The 16928-nt window shown below is 70.7% G+C and carries 12 protein-coding genes; 5 read left to right on the top strand and 7 right to left on the bottom strand.

What is annotated here, in order from left to right; translation table 11 throughout:
* Positions 1 to 142 precede the first annotated feature (142 nt).
* Positions 143 to 3874, bottom strand: a complete 3732-nt coding sequence (locus ACLBX8_RS02465) for a vitamin B12-dependent ribonucleotide reductase (protein WP_447697799.1) — start codon at positions 3872 to 3874, stop codon at positions 143 to 145.
* A gap of 514 nt (positions 3875 to 4388) precedes the next feature.
* On the opposite strand from ACLBX8_RS02465, the gene ACLBX8_RS02460 reads away from it, so the two are divergent.
* Entirely contained in the window at positions 4389 to 4805 is a 417-nt protein-coding gene (locus ACLBX8_RS02460; RefSeq protein WP_020091666.1) for an NADH:ubiquinone oxidoreductase subunit NDUFA12, read from the top strand.
* Positions 4806 to 4933: 128 nt separating this feature from the next.
* Positions 4934 to 5590 carry a DUF2155 domain-containing protein gene (locus tag ACLBX8_RS02455; RefSeq protein ID WP_056521486.1) on the top strand — a complete coding sequence of 219 codons (657 nt, stop codon included), beginning with the start codon at positions 4934 to 4936 and terminating at the stop codon, positions 5588 to 5590.
* A gap of 25 nt (positions 5591 to 5615) precedes the next feature.
* Here ACLBX8_RS02455 and ACLBX8_RS02450 read toward each other — a convergent pair whose 3' ends face one another.
* Entirely contained in the window at positions 5616 to 6677 is a 1062-nt protein-coding gene (locus tag ACLBX8_RS02450) for a polysaccharide deacetylase family protein (RefSeq protein ID WP_447714561.1), read from the bottom strand.
* 273 nt (positions 6678 to 6950) lie between these two features.
* Between ACLBX8_RS02450 and ACLBX8_RS02445 the strand changes: the two genes are divergently transcribed.
* Positions 6951 to 8102 carry a GNAT family N-acetyltransferase gene (locus ACLBX8_RS02445; RefSeq protein ID WP_447714560.1) on the top strand — a complete coding sequence of 384 codons (1152 nt, stop codon included), beginning with the start codon at positions 6951 to 6953 and terminating at the stop codon, positions 8100 to 8102.
* Positions 8103 to 8114: 12 nt separating this feature from the next.
* Here the strand turns inward: ACLBX8_RS02445 and ACLBX8_RS02440 are convergent, their stop codons facing one another.
* The gene (locus ACLBX8_RS02440) at positions 8115 to 10334 is read right to left on the bottom strand and encodes a GumC family protein (protein ID WP_447714559.1); all 2220 of its coding nucleotides are present in this window, start codon (positions 10332 to 10334) and stop codon (positions 8115 to 8117) included.
* Positions 10335 to 10523: 189 nt separating this feature from the next.
* On the opposite strand from ACLBX8_RS02440, the gene ACLBX8_RS02435 reads away from it, so the two are divergent.
* Positions 10524 to 11102, top strand: a complete 579-nt coding sequence (locus ACLBX8_RS02435) for a polysaccharide biosynthesis/export family protein (RefSeq protein WP_020091671.1) — start codon at positions 10524 to 10526, stop codon at positions 11100 to 11102.
* A gap of 15 nt (positions 11103 to 11117) precedes the next feature.
* Here ACLBX8_RS02435 and ACLBX8_RS02430 read toward each other — a convergent pair whose 3' ends face one another.
* Positions 11118 to 11756, bottom strand: a complete 639-nt coding sequence (locus ACLBX8_RS02430) for a hypothetical protein (RefSeq protein ID WP_447680458.1) — start codon at positions 11754 to 11756, stop codon at positions 11118 to 11120.
* A 176-nt stretch (positions 11757 to 11932) separates the two neighbouring features.
* Positions 11933 to 12181: a hypothetical protein gene (locus ACLBX8_RS02425; protein WP_012317333.1), complete on the bottom strand. Its 249-nt coding sequence runs from the start codon at positions 12179 to 12181 to the stop codon at positions 11933 to 11935.
* Between the two features lie 268 nt (positions 12182 to 12449).
* On the opposite strand from ACLBX8_RS02425, the gene ACLBX8_RS02420 reads away from it, so the two are divergent.
* Complete coding sequence (locus ACLBX8_RS02420) at positions 12450 to 12668, top strand: hypothetical protein (RefSeq protein ID WP_020091673.1); 219 nt, start codon at positions 12450 to 12452, stop codon at positions 12666 to 12668.
* Between the two features lie 15 nt (positions 12669 to 12683).
* Here ACLBX8_RS02420 and ACLBX8_RS02415 read toward each other — a convergent pair whose 3' ends face one another.
* Both ACLBX8_RS02415 and ACLBX8_RS02410 read right to left on the bottom strand, forming a co-directional pair.
* A complete protein-coding gene (locus tag ACLBX8_RS02415) occupies positions 12684 to 13745 on the bottom strand; it encodes a hypothetical protein (RefSeq protein WP_091678749.1) in 1062 nt (353 codons plus the stop codon).
* Between the two features lie 28 nt (positions 13746 to 13773).
* On the bottom strand, positions 13774 to 16818 hold the full coding sequence (locus ACLBX8_RS02410; protein WP_447697794.1) for a penicillin-binding protein 1A: 3045 nt from the start codon (positions 16816 to 16818) through the stop codon (positions 13774 to 13776).
* Positions 16819 to 16928 lie beyond the last annotated feature (110 nt).

Genomic DNA, 16928 nt, shown 5'->3' with positions numbered 1-16928 from the left:
GGATATCGTCCGCTGATCGGCGCCCCTCTCGGACGCACCCGGTCGAATGCCACTCTGAGATATATCTCGCTGAAATCTCAGCCAGTTTAACTCAGAGCGGCAAGCCACTTAGGCCTTCTTTATCGTACGAGCCGTCGGCGTATCAGGAGCACCCTGTCGTCGAACCGCAGGTATCGCACTTCAGGCAGGTGCCGTTGCGGACCAGCGTGAAGTTCGCGCATTCCGGGCAGGCCTCGCCGACGTAGCCCTTCATCTTCGCCTCGGCCCGCCGGTCGGCGACGCTCCTCTCCGCCTTGGCGAAGGGGAGGGTGTCGGCGATCGTCTCGGCCTGACCGGCCACCGCAGGCTCCGCCTTCAGCGCCGTGCTGCCGCGGAGCGCGTGGACCGTGCCGCCGGCCGGGGCCGACTGGCCGGCGCTCGCCGCACCGACCCCGAGGCTGGCACCGGCCGGGCCACCCTGGATCAGGGTGAGCCGGTCGGCCGAGCCGCGCAGCAGGCCGCGGGACACGACCGAGGAAGCCGGCGCGGGCTTCGGGCCCTCGCGGGTCGTGTCGCCGCTCTCGCCGCCGCCGATCACCGTGCCGCCGATCTCGGCGGGGCTGACATGGGCGAGGTCGGCGCGGCCGAGATACGAGACCGCCAGCTCGCGGAACACGTAGTCGAGGAGCGAGGTCGCGTTCTTGATCGCGTCGTTACCCTGGACGAAGCCCGCCGGCTCGAACCGCGTGAAGGTGAAGGCCTCCACGTATTCCTCGAGCGGCACGCCGTACTGGAGGCCCAGCGAGATCGCGATGGCGAAGTTGTTCATCAGGCTCCGGAAGGTCGCGCCTTCCTTGTGCATGTCGATGAAGATCTCGCCGAGGCGGCCGTCGTCGTACTCGCCGGTGCGCAGGTAGACCTTGTGGCCGCCCACCACCGCCTTCTGGGTGTAGCCCTTCCGACGGGCCGGCAGCTTCTCGCGGGAGCGGATCCGCTCGACGCGCTCGATCACGCGCTCGACGATCTTCTCCGCGGCGGCGGCGGCCTTGGCGGCGGCCGGCGCCTGGATCAGGGCGTCGATCCCCTCATCGGCCTCGTCGTCGTCATCCGAGATGAGCGCCGAGTTGAGCGGCTGCGACAGCTTCGAGCCGTCGCGATAGAGAGCGTTCGCCTTGAGGGCGAGGCGCCAGGACAGCAGGTAGGCCGCCTTGCAATCCTCGACCGTGGCGTCGTTCGGCATGTTGATGGTCTTGGAGATCGCCCCCGAGATGAAGGGCTGCGCCGCCGCCATCATGCGGATGTGGCTCTCGACCGAGAGGTAGCGCTTGCCGATCCGGCCGCACGGGTTGGCGCAGTCGAAGACCGGGTAATGCTCGAGCTTCAGGCCCGGCGCGCCCTCCAGGGTCATCGCCCCGCAGATGTGGGTGTTGGCGGCCTCGATCTCCTTCTTGGTGAAGCCGAGGAACGGCAGCAGCTCGAAGGTCGGGTCCGACAGCTTCTCCGCGGGCACCTTCAGGGCCTGGGTGAGGAAGTCGTCGCCGAGCGTCCAGCGGTTGAACACGAACTTTATGTCGAAGGCCGACTTCAGGCCTTTCTCCACCGCCGCGATCTTCTCGTCGGTGAAGCCCTTGGCGCGGAGCGTCGTCGGGTTGATGCCCGGCGCCTGGCCCATCGAGCCGTGGCCGACCGCGTAGGCCTCGATCTCGGCGATCTCGGATTCGCGGTAGCCCAGAGCCCGCAGGGCGTCCGGAGCGGCCTGGTTGATGATCTTGAAGTAGCCGCCGCCGGCGAGCTTCTTGAACTTCACCAGGGCGAAGTCGGGCTCGATGCCGGTCGTGTCGCAATCCATCACGAGGCCGATCGTGCCGGTTGGCGCGATCACGGTGGCCTGGGCGTTGCGGTAGCCGTGCTCCTCGCCGAGCTTCAGCGCCCGGTCCCAGGCGGCGCGGGCATGGTCGCCCAGATCCGCCTGCGGGATGTTTGCGTGGTCGAGGGCGACCGGCGCGACGTTCAGGAACTCGTAGCCACCGGCCTCGCCGTGGGCGGCCCGGCGATGGTTGCGGATGACCCGCAGCATCGCGTCGGCATTCTCGTCGTAGGCCGGGAAGGTGCCGAGTTCCGCGGCCATCTCGGCCGAGGTGGCGTAGGCGACGCCGGTCATGATGGCGGTGAGGGCACCGGCGAGCGCCCGGCCCGCGTCGGAATCGTAAGGAAGGCCCATGGTCATCAGCAGGCCGCCGATATTGGCGTAGCCGAGACCCAGCGTCCGGTAGCGGTAGGAGAGTTCCGCGATCTCCTTGGACGGGAACTGCGCCATCATCACCGAGATCTCGAGCACCACCGTCCAGAGGCGGTTGAGGTGCTCGAAGGCCTCCACGTCGAAGCGCTTGGTATCCCGGTCATACATCGTCAGCAGGTTCGCCGAGGCGAGATTGCAGGCGGTGTCGTCGAGGAACATGTACTCGGAGCACGGGTTCGAGGCCCGGATCCGCCCGCCCGCCGGGCAGGTGTGCCAGTCGTTCATCGTGGTGTTGAAGTGCAGGCCCGGGTCCGCGGAGGCCCAGGCGGCCTCGCCGATCCGCTCCCACAGGTCGCGGGCCTTCAGGGTCTTGGTGACCTTGCCGGTGGTGCGGGCGGTCAGCTGCCAGTCGGCATCCGCCTCGACGGCGCGCAGGAAGTCGTCGGTCAGCGAGACCGAGTTGTTGGAGTTCTGGCCGGCGACCGTGAGGTAGGCCTCCGAATCCCAGTCGGTGTCGTAGACGGGGAACTCGATCTTGGTGAAGCCCTGGCGGGCGAACTGCACGACGCGCTTGATGTAGGAATCCGGCACGGAAGCGCGGCGGGCGGCCTTGATCTCGCGCTTGAGCGCCGGGTTGCGCTCCGGATCGAAGCAGGCATCGCCCTCGGCCTCGCACTGCGTGCAGGCCTTCATCACCAGGGTCAGGTGCTTGGAGACGACCTTCGAGCCCGTCACCAGGGCGGCGACCTTCTGCTCCTCCTTCACCTTCCAGTCGATGAAGGCCTCGATATCCGGGTGGTCGATGTCGACGATCACCATCTTGGCGGCGCGCCGCGTGGTGCCGCCCGACTTGATCGCGCCGGCCGCGCGGTCGCCGATCTTCAGGAAGCTCATCAGGCCCGAGGACTTGCCGCCGCCGCCGAGCTTCTCGTTCTCCGAGCGCAGCATCGAGAAGTTCGAGCCGGTGCCGGAGCCGTACTTGAACAGGCGCGCCTCACGCACCCACAGGTCCATGATGCCGCCGTCGTTGACGAGGTCGTCCTGGACCGACTGGATGAAGCAGGCGTGCGGCTGCGGGTGCTCGTAGGCCGAGGCCGACTTGGTCAGCACGCCGGTCTGCGGGTCGCAATAGTAGTGGCCCTGGCTCGGGCCATCGATGCCATAGGCCCAGTGCAGGCCGGTGTTGAACCATTGCGGCGAGTTCGGCGCCACCATCTGGCGGGCCAGCATGAAGCGCAGCTCGTCCATGAAGGCCGAGGCGTCCTCCTCCGACGAGAAGTAGCCGCCCTTCCAGCCCCAGTAGGTCCAGCAGCCGGCGAGCCGGTCGAAGACCTGCGTGGCGGAGGCTTCGGAGACGAAGCGCTCGTCCTCGGGGATCTCGGCCAGGGCCGCGTCGTCCGGCACCGAGCGCCAGAGGAACGAGGGGACCGCGTTTTCCTCGACCTTGCGCAGCCGCGCCGGAACGCCCGCCTTGCGGAAGTATTTCTGCGCGAGAACGTCGCTCGCGACCTGGCTCCAGCTCTCCGGCACGTCGATGCCGTCGAGGCGGAACACGACCGAGCCGTCCGGGTTGCGGATCTCGCTCAAGGCCTTGCGGAAGGGGATCCCGGCGTAGGGCGATTGTCCGGCCGTGGTGTAGCGACGCTCGAACCGCATGAAACACACCTCTCCCGTCGGGACACGACGGTCCCGGCCCCGCGCGACGCGGGGTCTAGCCCGATAGTGGGATTCGCGGCCGACCAAGCCCGGCTGAGAGACGTGCCTCGGTCCCGCGAACGAAAATTAGGAACGGCCGCCCCTGCCCAACGCACCACTTCCGCGGGGCGCGACCGATGCAGGGAGATTACCGCCGCCTTCACTCTCACGTCAACAAGTGGTGTTCGACGGCCTTGTTCCCCGCTAGATGTTGTGCCGGCTCCCAAAAGCCTGTGGATATCGTCCCGGGCCGGGATAAGTGTCCTTCCGGCTTTCGGGAATCGGATCGGGAAAATTTTAGATTCACAACCCTAGGGAGCGGAACCAGCGGATGGCCGGAACCGGAGGCCGAAAGCGCGGGCCGAGCGTTGCCCCGGGGCGACACTTCCGTCATGCGGCTGGACTCAAACGCGCGCGGTCACCATAACGGCGCCCACGAGCGCCCTCGCGGCGCGCCACGATTCCGGGACCGGCGATGGCGCTGAAGGACACTTTGCTGCGCATCTTCACGTGGTGGAACGGCCAGACCGTCTCCGTCGCGCTCCAGACCGCGCGCACCGGCATCTTCGTCGGCGAGGACGAGTTCGGGAACAAGTACTACAAGGCGGAGGGCGCGCTGATCGACCGCTCGGTGGGCTCGGAGCGCCGCTGGGTCGTCTACAACGGCTATGCCGACGCCTCGAAGGTGCCCCCCGGCTGGCGCGGCTGGCTCTGCCACAACGTCGACGTCGCGCCGAGCGAGGAGACCTATCAGCCGAAGGCGTGGCAGAAGCCCCATATCGAGAACCAGACCGGCACCGCGAACGCGTACCGGCCGGCGGGCTCGCAGCTCTCCTGGGGCCAGCGGCCGGCCGCGACGGGCGACTACGTGTCCTGGACGCCGGGCGAGTAGAGCCGCGACGCTTCGCGGAGCCGGCGCCCTTTTGCCGCCACCGTTCCGGTGTTCATGACGGGTCAATCCCGATCGCCCGCCGCGCACCCGTTGGCGCGGCCGGTCACCCTCGTCCAGGGGTCCGAGTCTTGAGCCGCATCACCGCCCTCGCACGCCGCGCGCTCGCCCCCGGCCTCGCGCTCCTCGTCTGCGCCGGCCCCGCCGCCGCCGACAAGATCAAGAACCCGACCGCGGTGTTCTCCGGCCTCGACAAGATCACCGGCCGGATCGTCAATTTCGAGGTTGCGGTCGACGAGACCGTGCAGTTCGGCGCCCTGCAACTCACCCCGCGGGTCTGCTACACGCGCCCGCCAACCGAGAGCGCCAAGACCACGGCGTTCCTCGAGGTCGACGAGGTCACCCTCGACAACAAGTACCGCCGGATCTTCACCGGGTGGATGTTCGCGTCGAGCCCCGGCCTGCACGCGATCGAGCACCCGATCTACGACGTGTGGCTGGTCGACTGTAAGGGCGGCAGCGACGTGATCGCCGAGGCCAAGGAGCAGGAGGACGTCCCGGCCGTGGCGGCCAAGCCCGAGAAGGCGAAGCGCCCCGGCAAGGATGCGACCAAGACCGCCCAGCAGCTCAATGCCAACGGGCAGGTGGACGTGGAGGCGCCGCGCGGCGTGCCGGTGCAGCCCCGCCAGAAGCCCTCGCGGAAGTTCTTCCCGTCGAACGAGGGGCCGGCGCCGGCCCCGCCGCCGCAGCAGCAGCCGCAGAACCTGTTCGACGCGCTGTTCCGCTGACGCCGCTCGCGGGCGCGTCGTCGCCTCAGGCGACGTTGAGCCGTCGCCCGCGATTCCACGCCAGGAACGGGACGCCGGAGAGCAGACCGGCGAGCGCCGCGCGCGTCTGGTGGCAACCGTTCACCGACACCCGGGGCAGGGCCTGGAGGTGCGCGGCGTGCTCGGCGAAGAGGTGGCCGGGCCGCGTGGTCACGGCCGTCGCGAAGCCCATCTCCCGCGCCAGGGCGAATTCCCGCGGGCCGGCGGAGGTCGGATCCCCGACCGGGTAGGAGAGGTGCCGCACCGGCCGCCCGAGTTCCGTCTCGATCCGCGCGCGCCCCTCGGCGATCTCGCGCGCCGCGATCGCGGGAGCGTGCTTGGCGAGCATCGGATGGCTGACCGTGTGGGCGCCGACGGTGACGGCCGGGTCGGCGGCGAGGGCGCGCAGCTCAGCCCAGGACAGGCACAGGTCGGCGGCGAGGCGCCCGGGCGGGAAGCCGGCCTGCCGGCAGAGGGCCGCGATCCGGTCGAGGAGGTCCGCCTCGTCCCCGCGCCGCAGGTCGCGGTACAGGGCTTCGAAGGCCAGCGCCTTCTCCTGCGGGCTGCGCGCCGGAAGGTCGAGACTCCGCGCACCGACGTCGATGCGCACCCGGTCCAGGCGCGCGATCGCCTGCTCCAGCTCGATCCACCAGAGCCGCCCGGCCTGGTCGGCGAAGCCGCTGGTGACGAACAGGGTCCACGGCGCGCCGTGGCGGGCCAGCACGGGACGGGCGTGCTCGACGTTGTCGCGGTAGCCGTCGTCGAAGGTCAGGACCGCGAAGGGCGGCCCGTAATCCGGTTCGGCCAGCCGCTCCGGCACCGAATCGAGACCGATGATCTCGAAGCCGCGGGCATCGAGCTCGCGCAGGGTGAGATCAAGGAACTCGGGGGTGATGCCGAGCAGGCGGTTCGGCGCGAAGGCCGGGACCGGGTCGGGGCTGACGTGATGGAAAGTGAGGATCACGCCGAGGCCGCGCGCCGCGGGGCTGAGCCAGCGGTCCGCCCCGAGCGCCTGGATCGCGCGGAACCCGGACGCGAAGACCCGATGCTTGGCACGCGACGACAGCATGGCCCTGAACCGTTCGGGCCCGCGGCCCAGCTCGGCACAGCCTTGGCTCGCCCGGGTAAACAAAGCCGAAAGCATGCGCGGCCGCGGCGAAAGCAAGCTATCATTAGCCACGACTGTTCTTTGACGGACCGTCCGGCGCCGGTATCGCGCCATCATCGATCGGAGTGACGGGCTGTTCAGCCGCTTGCCGTCAGGGTGCGCGCGGCACGGGATCGCGCGCGGTCCCCGGGAGATCGGGTCATGGCGGTCGGTGTCCACGTAGCGGGAACGGACATGGTCGATTCGCGCAGCGCCGGGGGGCTCGTCGCGGAGATCATCCCCGATCTGGCCGCCGCGGAGGCGCTGTGGCGGCGCCTGGATGCCGATCCGGCGAGCCTCGGCACGCCCTACCAGCGGTTCGACTGGATCAGCGCCTATCTGCGGGCGACGGGACAGGCCGAGCGCGCGCGCGTCGCGGTCCTGCGGGATGCCGACGGACGGCCGCGCATCCTCGTCCCGTTCACCCTGAGCCGGGAGCACGGGCTGCGCCTCGCGCGCACGGTCGGCGGCACGCACGCCAACTATCACATGCCGCTCTTCGCCACCCGCGACGCGGCGGCCGTCGGGCCCGGCAGCATCGTCGCGGCGCTGATCCGCGCCGGCCGCGCTGAGGGTATCGACGCCTTCGCGCTCAAGCACCAGCCCCGGATGTGGGACGGGGCGGCGAACCCGCTCGCCGCGCCCGGCGAGGCGGAGGCCAGCGACGGCTACGGCCTCATGCTCGGGCCGGATCCGGAGGCGACCGTGCGCCGGGTTTTCAGCGCGGACGCCCGCAAGAAGCTGCGCTCCAAGGAGAAGCGCCTCGTGGAGGCGCACGGCGCGATCGTCTACCGCCGCGCCGAGACCGCCGACGAGGCGGCGTGCCTGCTGGCGGCGTTCTTCGCGCAGAAATCGGCCCGCTTCGCCGGCATGGGCGTGGCCGACCCTTACGCCGATCCCGCGATCCGGTCCTTCCTGACGGCCGCGTCGACCGGCGCAGAGCCCGCCGTGGAGCTGTACGCCCTGTGTCTCGCCGAGAGCGGCCGCGTTCTCGCCACCTTCGGCGGTGCCGTCAGCGACCGACGCTTCAGCGGCATGATGACGGCGTTCGACGGCGACCCCGAGATCGCCCGTTACAGTCCCGGCGACCTTCTCCTGCAGCATCTCGTGCGCGACCAGACCGCCCGCGGCCGGCAGGGCTTCGATCTCGGCGTCGGCGAGGCGCGCTACAAGGCCAGCATCTGCGACGAGACGATCAGCCTCGTCGAGACGATCATCCCGGTCACCCTGCGGGGCCGGGCCTACGGCGCCCTGCGCCGGGGCCTGACGCGGACGAAACGGCGGATCAAGCGCGACCCGCGCCTCTACGCCGCCCTCAAGCGGCTCCGCACCTTGCGCCGGTCCTGATCGGCGCGCGGCCTAGGCGGCGTTGAGGCGCAGCTCCGCCCGCGCCTCCTCGACATCGGACGCGGCCGGGCGATCCTGCGCGACCAGGATCTGCCCCGCGCCGGCCTCCTCGGCGAGGGCGTAGAGGTCGGCCAGCGCCGGATCCTCGGCATCGGCGTTCGACGCGATGACGACGCTGTCCATGAAGCCGGCCACGAGCTCGAGGAGGTCGACGGCTCCCGGCGCGGCGTGGAGCCGGAAGACCACCCAGTCGTAGGCCTCGGCCATGGCCTCGAAGGTAAGAGCCAGGGCATCGGGCTCGTCGAACAGGACGGTCGACTCCAGCAGCCCCGCCTCGATCCGATGCTGGCCGCCGTCCCGGCGTGCCTGGATCACGTCGAGGAACGCGGCCTCGCCGGCGATGAGGTCGGCGAAGCCGAGCCGCGCCGTGCCGTCGTTCGGCAGGTTCAGGTCGACGGCGACGAGGCTCCCCTCGCGACCGAGGGCGCGGGTCAGGGCCTCGGGCAGCGTCGGGACGCCGCGACGGGCTTCGGTCTCGACGATCAGGACGCGGCGACCCGCCTGCGCCTCCGGTGCGCGGGGCGCCGCCGCGATGCGCGCGACGAGCGGCGCGAGATCGAACGTGTCGGGGGAGCGGATCGCCGTGGCCGCGGCGGGCGCCGCCGACGCGGCGGCAGCCGCGCCCGACGCCTCGGACCAGCGGGAGGCCGGCGTCGCCTCCGGGAAGGTGAAGGACGGCCGATCCAGCACCGGCTCGCGGCGCCGCCGATCGTCTGCCGGATCGCCGTCGCGGTCGCCGGCGGCGCGGCCGGACTCGGCGAGCAGCGCGCTGGCGATGACCCCGCCGACCGAGAGCATCAGCGTCAGCAGCGTCGCGAAGGCGACGATCGGCAGCTTCTTCGGGAAGGACGGAACCTCGGGCGTCACCGCGCGGGACACGATGCGGGCGTCGGCGGGGGTCGCGGCCTCGCCGTCGCGCGCCGCCGCCTCGCGGTAGCGGCCGAGATAGGATTCGAGCTGCTCGCGCTGCGCCTTGGCCTCGCGCTCCAGCGCGCGGAGCTGGATCTCGCTGGCGTTGCCGCGGACGACGACGTCCTGCTGGCCGTCGACGGCGGCCTGAAGGCTCTCGACCCGGGCGCCGGCGATCTTGGCGTCGTTCTCCATCGTGCGCACGACGCGCTCGGCCGAGGCCTTGATCTGGGCGTCGAGGTCCTCGAGCTGGGCGTGCAGCTCCTTGATCCGCGGGTGAGCCGGCAGGAGGGTCCGCGACTCGAGGGCGAGCTGGGCGCGCACGGAGATCCGGTTCTCGACGATCCGGCGGATGACCTCGTTGTTCGCGACGTCGGGAATCTCGAAGGCGCGCCCGTCCTTGATCAGGTCCTTGATGGCCTTCACCTTGCCGTCGAGGTCGGCCTTCAGGCTCCGCGCCGCGGAGAGTTGGCTCGACAGCTCGCCGAGCTGCTGGGCGTTGAGCGGCCGCCCGGCCAGGCCGGTGCTGCCTACGAGGCCGTTCTTGGCGCGGAACGCCTCGACCTTGGCCTCCGCCTCGGCGACGCGCTTGCGCAGCCCGTCGATGTTGCCGCCGAGCCAGGTGGAGGCGTAGCGGGCGGTGTCGACCTTATCGGCCTCCAGCGAGCCGATGTAGAGCTTGGCGATGGTGTTGGCGGCCTCGGCCGCGAGCTTCGGGTCCTTCGCGCGGAACTCGATCGTCAGGATGCGCGACTTGCCGGCAGGGAAGACCAGGAGGTGGTCGAAGTAGGCGTCGAGGACCCGGTCCTCGGCGGGGCGGTCCAGGGGATTGGGACCGATGCCGAGCATCATCAGCACGCGCTGCACGGCGCCGATGCTGCCCGCGCCGGGATCGAACTCGGCGTTGCCGACGAGCTTGAGCCGGCGGATCGCCTCGCGGGCGAGATCGCGGGACATCACGACCTGCACCTGGCTCGCCACCGCCTGCTCGTCGATCGGCGCGAGCTGGTCGCCGCGCTCCTGCGCGGTGCGGGCGAAGGCCGGGTCGCGGCTCTCGAGCAGCACCTTCGCCTCGCCGGTGTAGCGGGGGCTGACCACGTTGACGAAGACGCTCGCGCCCAGGGCGACCACCAGGGTCGGCCCGACGATCCAGCCGATCGAGCGCCGCAGGATCCGCGGCAGCTGCGCGAGGCCGAGGCCTTCCTCGGCGCGCGGCTGGGATCCGGGCACGGCGTAGGTCGAGCGTTGACGGATCGTGGACATGCGGACGCTCTGAACGCGGAGACAGGCCGGGCAGGCATTACTGCCGTCCCGCGGCCATTAGTGGATGTTAAGGTTGCTCAAGAGTTAAGGGCCGCGCGGGCCGGTGACGGCGCCGCCTCCGGCCGGCGGTGATCAAGTTTCATTAACCTTAACGGCCTACATCACCCCGCAACTGCATCCATGACGGCGATGGTGATGAACCGGCGCGCTCTGCTCCTCGCACTCGGCTCGACTCTGGCGCTCGGCGGCTGCCTGCGGCCGAGCTTCCGCACCGACCAGCTCGATGCCACCGGCACCGGCTCGATCGCCGCGCGGTACACGCTGGCGGCGGGCGACAAGCTGCGGGTGATCGTGTTCGGCCAGGACAACCTGTCCAACATATACGCGGTTGACGGCGCGGGGCGCATCGCCATGCCGCTGATCGGGACCGTGCAGGTGGGCGGCCAGACGACCGCGCAGGCGGCGAAGGCGATCGAGGCCAAGCTGGCCTCCGGATACGTGCGCGAGCCGCACGTCACCGTGGAAGTGGACGCCTACCGACCGTTCTACATCCTCGGCGAAGTCACCACCTCCGGTCAGTACCCGTTCGTCAACGGCATGACCGTGGAGACGGCGGTGGCGATCGCGGCCGGTTTCGGCCCGAGGGCAGCGCGCGATTACGCCGTCCTGACCCGCGACGCCGGCGGCTCGCTGATCTCCGGGATCGTGCCGATGACCTACGCGGTCCGGCCGGGCGACACGATCGTCATCAAGGAACGCTTCTTCTGAGCGGCGCCGCGCCGGTCACTGCCCGCCCTGCCACGGGTTGATCACCCGCATGGCGGTCTTCTGCGCGGGGATCGGCGTCGCCGCCTCGGGCATCGGCTGCCGGGCGCGGGCCATCATCCGCCGCGCCTCCTGCGCGGGCACGGCGCCGACCGGCGTGAACAGCCCGGCCAGGACCTTCCGCGTGCCCCGGCTCACGAAGCGCGAGTTCTGAACCGGCTCGAAATCCCGGATCGCGTGGCGCTTGTCGGGATTCCCGGTGAACACCCGGGCGCCGGAATTCAGCACCACGATGTCGCCCGGCCGCAGCGTCTCGTCCTTGAGCAGTGCCGCCGTCGCGCCGCCCTTCATGTCGATGGGGGTCTGGCGCTCGCTGATCTCCCGCTCCTTGACGCGGATCTTGAGCGGGAGCGCCGCGTAGCGGGTCTGGAAGCGGCGGCGCGCCGCCCCGAGCCGCGGGGTCGCGTGGCGGCCGAAGGCGCGTCCGTCGAAGGCGGGGGCCGGGGCAGGGGCCGGCTGGGCCTGCTGCGGGGCCGGCCGGGCGCCGAACAGCATCTCGAGGAAACCGACCTCGGCGGCCTGGGCGCGCAGCGCCGACCCGGCGAGGAGACCGCCGGCCGCCATGACGGCCAGCAAGCTGCTCGTGCGAAGCCTCATAGCACCCTCCGGAAGCGACGCCCGACACGAGCATCCGACCCTCAACCGCAAGGCGTACTGGAGGGTTCCGGATGATTAAGAGTCTGCTTAGGAACGCCCCGCGGCGACCCACCGGCGCGGGATTCGACGTCCCCGCGGTCAGGAGCCCGGCGCGCCCGAGCGCGCAGGGACGCGGTCTAGCCCGGCGCCGACTGCTCGCCCTCGCCGATGCAGTCGAGGGCGCGCTCCACGGCGCTCACGGCATCCAGGAGATGCTGGACGGTGCGCTCGACCTCGATCGCCGGACGCCCCATCGCGGCGGCGCGGGCGCTCACATCCTCGAGCTGCTCCAGCAGGGCGAGGAGATCACCGGCCACGGTCACAACTTCGCAGCGAGCGAGGCGGGTGACGGTCGGGCGCGGACGGAAGGGCAAGACGTTGCTCATCGCGGAGGGTTGTCGCCCGAAACGACCGGGATTCGCCAGGGGGAGGGGGCCGAACTCAACACGATTGGCCGGCCCTATCCGCCGCAATCCCGGTCTGTGGTGGATTTTCCGTGGCCGGCGCGCATCGGAGGCGGCAGAACGGATTTACATCTTGCGCGCGACCTTGACGGAGGCGCCTCCGCGCTGACCATGCCGCGAGACGTCCCGTGAGGGCCGCTCCGGCCGTGGCCGGTCGCGGGCCGGCCACGGCCCGCTTTCAGGATACGCGATGCGCTTGACCCTTCTCGCCCTCTCCGCGCTGACGCTCGGCGGCCTCTGCGCCTGCAGCACCAGCGACGGCCCGGATTCCCGCAGCGGCCTCGCCGAGACCTTCAACCTCGACAACTACCGGGCCTCGGGTAACACCAACGGCACCCAGACCCGCCGCGACGTGAACCGCGCCTACACCCAGCCGACGCTGCCGACGATCGGCAACCGCGGGATGTGAGGCGCGCGCGGCGCGTCACCGCTTGGTGAGCGCGTCCGCGAAGGTGGCAATCCGGTTGCGGGCGTAGACCGGCAGGCCGGCGCTGATCGAGTTGCCGGTGTTGAAGCTGGAATTACCCATCAGCACCTGCGCGGGCAGCAGATTCTTGAGTACCGGCACGCGGGCGTACTCGGCCTTGCGGTCGAGGACATCGCCCTTGATCGCCAGCGCCATGTAGGTCGTGACCACCGTCTTGGTCGGGTCGTTCGGCATCGGCTGGAACACGGCCAGGAACTTGCCGAAGCGCAGGATCTGGTTGACCCAGAAGATCGTCTGCTCCAGGCCGCCGGTCACCGCGGTGTCGATCTTGGTCAGCGCCTTGAGCCGGTCGCCCTGGTCCGGCCCGAGCACCCGCAACTCGCTCTGGAACGAGACGAACTCGGCGATCTTCTTGGTCGAGCCTTCCTCGAGCTTGTTGGCGAGCTTCACGCCGAGTGGCAGCTTGCCCTCGAGGTCGTAGCGCGACTCGATGCAGGCGCCGGCGCCCTCGCACCACGGACGATCGGGACGCTTGGCGAAGGCGGCGGCCGGGTCCTTGTTGGGCGTCACGTCGGCGACCGCCAGGGTGCGGTGCTTGATCGCCGGGTCCATCTTCTGGACGAAGGCGAGGTTGGCGAAGGCCTGGAGGTCGATCGCCTCGGGCGGCCGCGGGACGACGAAGCGCCCCTCGGCGACGTAGACCTTCAGGGTCTCGTGCCGCGGCTTGGTCACGCCGTTCACCGTGACCGTGTAGTCCGGCTCCTTGTAGCCCGGATACGGGGCGAGCGCCGCCGCCTCGGCCGGCCGCGCCTTCAGCCAGTCGAGATACGGGATCAGGCCGTTCTCCGGCGCCGACGGGTTGTCGCGATGGTCGGTGAACAGGATCTGGCCGGGCTTGATCGCGGCCGGATCGACGGCCGTGACCGAGGGCACCTCCTTGATCCGCTCGGGCCCCGGCGCCGGGGCGGTGTTGGCGGCGGGCGTCTGGGCGCGCGCCGGGAGGGCCGGGAGCGCGGCCGTGAGGGCGGCCGCCAGGGCCGCGGGAAGCTGCTGGCGCAACGGGATTCTCGTCTGTCGGGGAGGGCTGTCAGTAACCGGGGTCTTCGCCGAACAGGTAGTCGGGATCGCGGCGGCGCGGGCGGCGCGCGTCGTCATCCCCGCCGAAGGGCGAGCGATTCGTCTGGCCCGGCCAGGGCTTGTAGGGATCCTGACCGTAGAGATCCACGTCGCCCTGCGCGCGGCGGCTGCGCGGCGCGGGACGCTCGCCGAACGGGTCGAGGAAATCGGATCGCGGCCGCTCGCCGGTCATGTTGCCGTAGTAGTCGCCCGCGACGCTCGCGCCGTCGTCGCCGGCAAGGTCGCCGTCCTGCGCGTCCGGCCGCATGGCGTAGAGCGTCTCGCGGGGCACGAGGCGGTACTGGGTGTCCGCCATGCGCCCGTCGCCGCTGGTGCGGAAATGCTCGAGGAAACCGCCGCCCGCGACCCGTACGCCGCTGCGCGGGTCGATCGGCAGGTCGGCGATGAACGGGCGCGCCTCGGGGGAGGGGCCCCGAAGCGGCGTCTTGGCAACGCCATTCGCCCAGGCCGCCTGCAAGATCGCCGAGGCGATCGGCACCGAGACGTGGCCGCCGGTCTGGCCACGGCCGAGCGTCTTGCGGGTGCCGTCGGCGTTGTCGTAGCCGACCCAGACAACCACGCTGATCTCGTTGGTCAGTCCGGCGAACCACGCGTCGTTCTCGTTCTCCGAGGTGCCGGTCTTGCCCGCGACGTAGGCCGAGACCTTCGCGAGCGCCGCGGCCGTGCCGTGCTGCGTCACGCCCTGCAGCATGGTCTTCAGCTGGTAGAAGGCCACGCGGTCCGCCGAGGCGATCCGCATCGGCTCCTTGGCGGCGTGCGCGTAGAGCGGTTTGCCGTCCCGCTCGACCGATTCGAGCGCGTAGGGCGCCGGGCGGGCCCCCTCGTTGGCCACCGCCGCGTAGAAGCCCGCGAGGTCGAGCATCCGCACCGGCTGCGCGCCGAGGACGAAGGGGTAGTAGGGCTCGCACTCGGCGTAGATCTGCGCCTCGAGGGCGATGTCGCAGACCCGCTTCAGGCTCGCCGGCGCCTTCGGGGCGATCCCGCCCTGGAGGAGCCGGGCGGTGACGAGGTTCTTGGAGAATTCCAGGCCGCGCCGCAGGGTCGTCGGTCCCGAGCCGCCGCCCTCGTAGTTCTTCGGCGACCAGGAATCGCCGGCCCCGCCGATGGGCGGCAGGGTCACGGCGGAATCCATCACCAGGGTGTTCGGCTGCAGGCCGGCGTTGAGCGCGGCGAGGTAAGTCAACGGCTTCAGCGTCGAGCCGGGCTGGCGCACCGTCTGGGTGACCCGGTTGAGCTGGCTCAGCGGGTAGGAGAAGCCGCCGGCCATCGCGAGGATCCGGCCGGTCTGGTTCTCCAATACCAGGGCCGCGCCCTGGACGGTCGGCCGGACGCGGAGCTGCGCGCGCGGGCCGCCCTTGCCGGCGCTGACCTTCACGCGGATCACGTCGTAGAGCTGCAGCTTGCCGCGGGCGATGCCGGGGTCGAGGGAGGCGGTGCGGCCGTCGGCGAGGCCCACCTTCACGCCGCCGCGGCCGGTCTCCAGCACCACCGCCATCGGCCAGTGAACGTCGTAGAGGACCGGGCGGGCGCTCTCGAGCGCCAGCAGCCACGCCGGCTTCTTCTGCGGCACGGCCGCGACCCTCTCGCCGCGGCGCGGTTTCGCGGCCGGCCCGGCCTCCGGTCTGGCGTCGGATTTCGCGGCCTCCGGCCGCGCGCCGGTGACGGCGGGCGCGGCCGAGGCGGAGCCCTCCGGTGCCGGCGTCGCCGCCTGGATACGCCGGACGCTGTCGGCGAGGTTGAGTTCCGGCCCCGTGAAGGCCTGACGGCCGGTGGCGCGCTCGTAATTGGCGAGGCCGTCCTGAAGGGCGTCCTCGACGGCGCGCTGCAGCCCCGCGTTGATCGTCGAACGGACGGTCAGCGAGCCGGAGGTCAACGAATCCACGCCCGCGAAGGTGCGGGCCTCGCGATTGAGGAAATCCACGACGTAGAAGCCGGAATCGCGGCGCGCGGTCTCGATCGGCTTCAGACCGAGATCGGACTTGATCGCCGCGCTCATCTCGGCCTCGGTGATCGTGCCCTCTTCCTTGAGGCGGGCGAGCACGTAGGCGCGCCGCTCCCGCGCGCGGTCGGGGTACTTGTCCGGGCTGTAGAAGTTCGGCCCCTTGGGCATGCCGGCGAGGAGCGCCGCTTCCGGCAGGGTCAGCTGCCCCACCGGCTTCCCGAAATAGCTCTGCGCGGCCATCTCGATGCCGTAGGCGCCGCGGCCGAGATAGATGCCGTTGAGGTAGAGCCCCAGGATCTGCGGCTTCGTCAGGATGCGCTCCAGCCGCGACGCGACGATCATCTCGCGGATCTTGCGCTCGTAGGTGACGTCGTCGCCGACCGAGAGGTTCTTGACCACCTGCTGGGTGATGGTCGAGCCGCCCGCCGGCCGCCCCGGCGAGGCGAGGTTGGCGATGAAGGCGCGGATCACCCCGCGCTCGTCGATCCCGTGATGGGTCTCGAAGCGCTTGTCCTCGGCGGCGATGAACGCCTTCTGGACGAGGTTCGGGACCGCCGTGATCGGCACCACGATGCGGCGGCCGTTCGGCTCCGACGCCTCGGCGAAGGGCTTGCCGGCGCCGTCGAGGATCCGGGTCATCCCCGGCAGGGCCTTGTCGCGCAGGGCCTCGGCGCTGGGCAGATCCTTGGTGGCGTTGTCGTAGAACTCGATCACCGCCTTCGCGTCGAAGGGCGAGTTCGCCGGGTTCTCGCCCTTGCAGAACTGCTTGTAGCTCGTGTTCAGCTCGGTCAGGTCGAGACCGTGCAGGATCTTCGGCGCGGCCGGACCGGCGACCGTGGACGGATCCTCCATCGCGGTGGTGATCAACTCGTCGAGATTGATGTCCTCGATGTCGAAGGCCTTGCGCATGTGGGCGCAGCCGTCGCGCAGAAGGCGCACCACCTCCGGGCCGTCGGTCGCGGGATCGAACTGCGTCCGGACCGCGTCCGGCCGTGTCGTGACCTGGCTGAGCGTCAGGGCGGTCGCGAACAGCTTGATCAGGATGGCGTTCATACGGGCCGGGTTCGGGGGACGCGACGGGGCGAGCGCGGACCTTTCGGGAGCGCGCCTGAACAGGGCGTGCACAACGCGGCTGATTTAAGGAGACGCCGCACGGCAACGCT

Source organism: Methylobacterium sp. D48H (assembly GCF_053345715.1).
The sequence above is the reverse complement of the archived record's forward strand: the minus strand, read 5'-3'. Positions and strand labels throughout refer to the sequence as shown.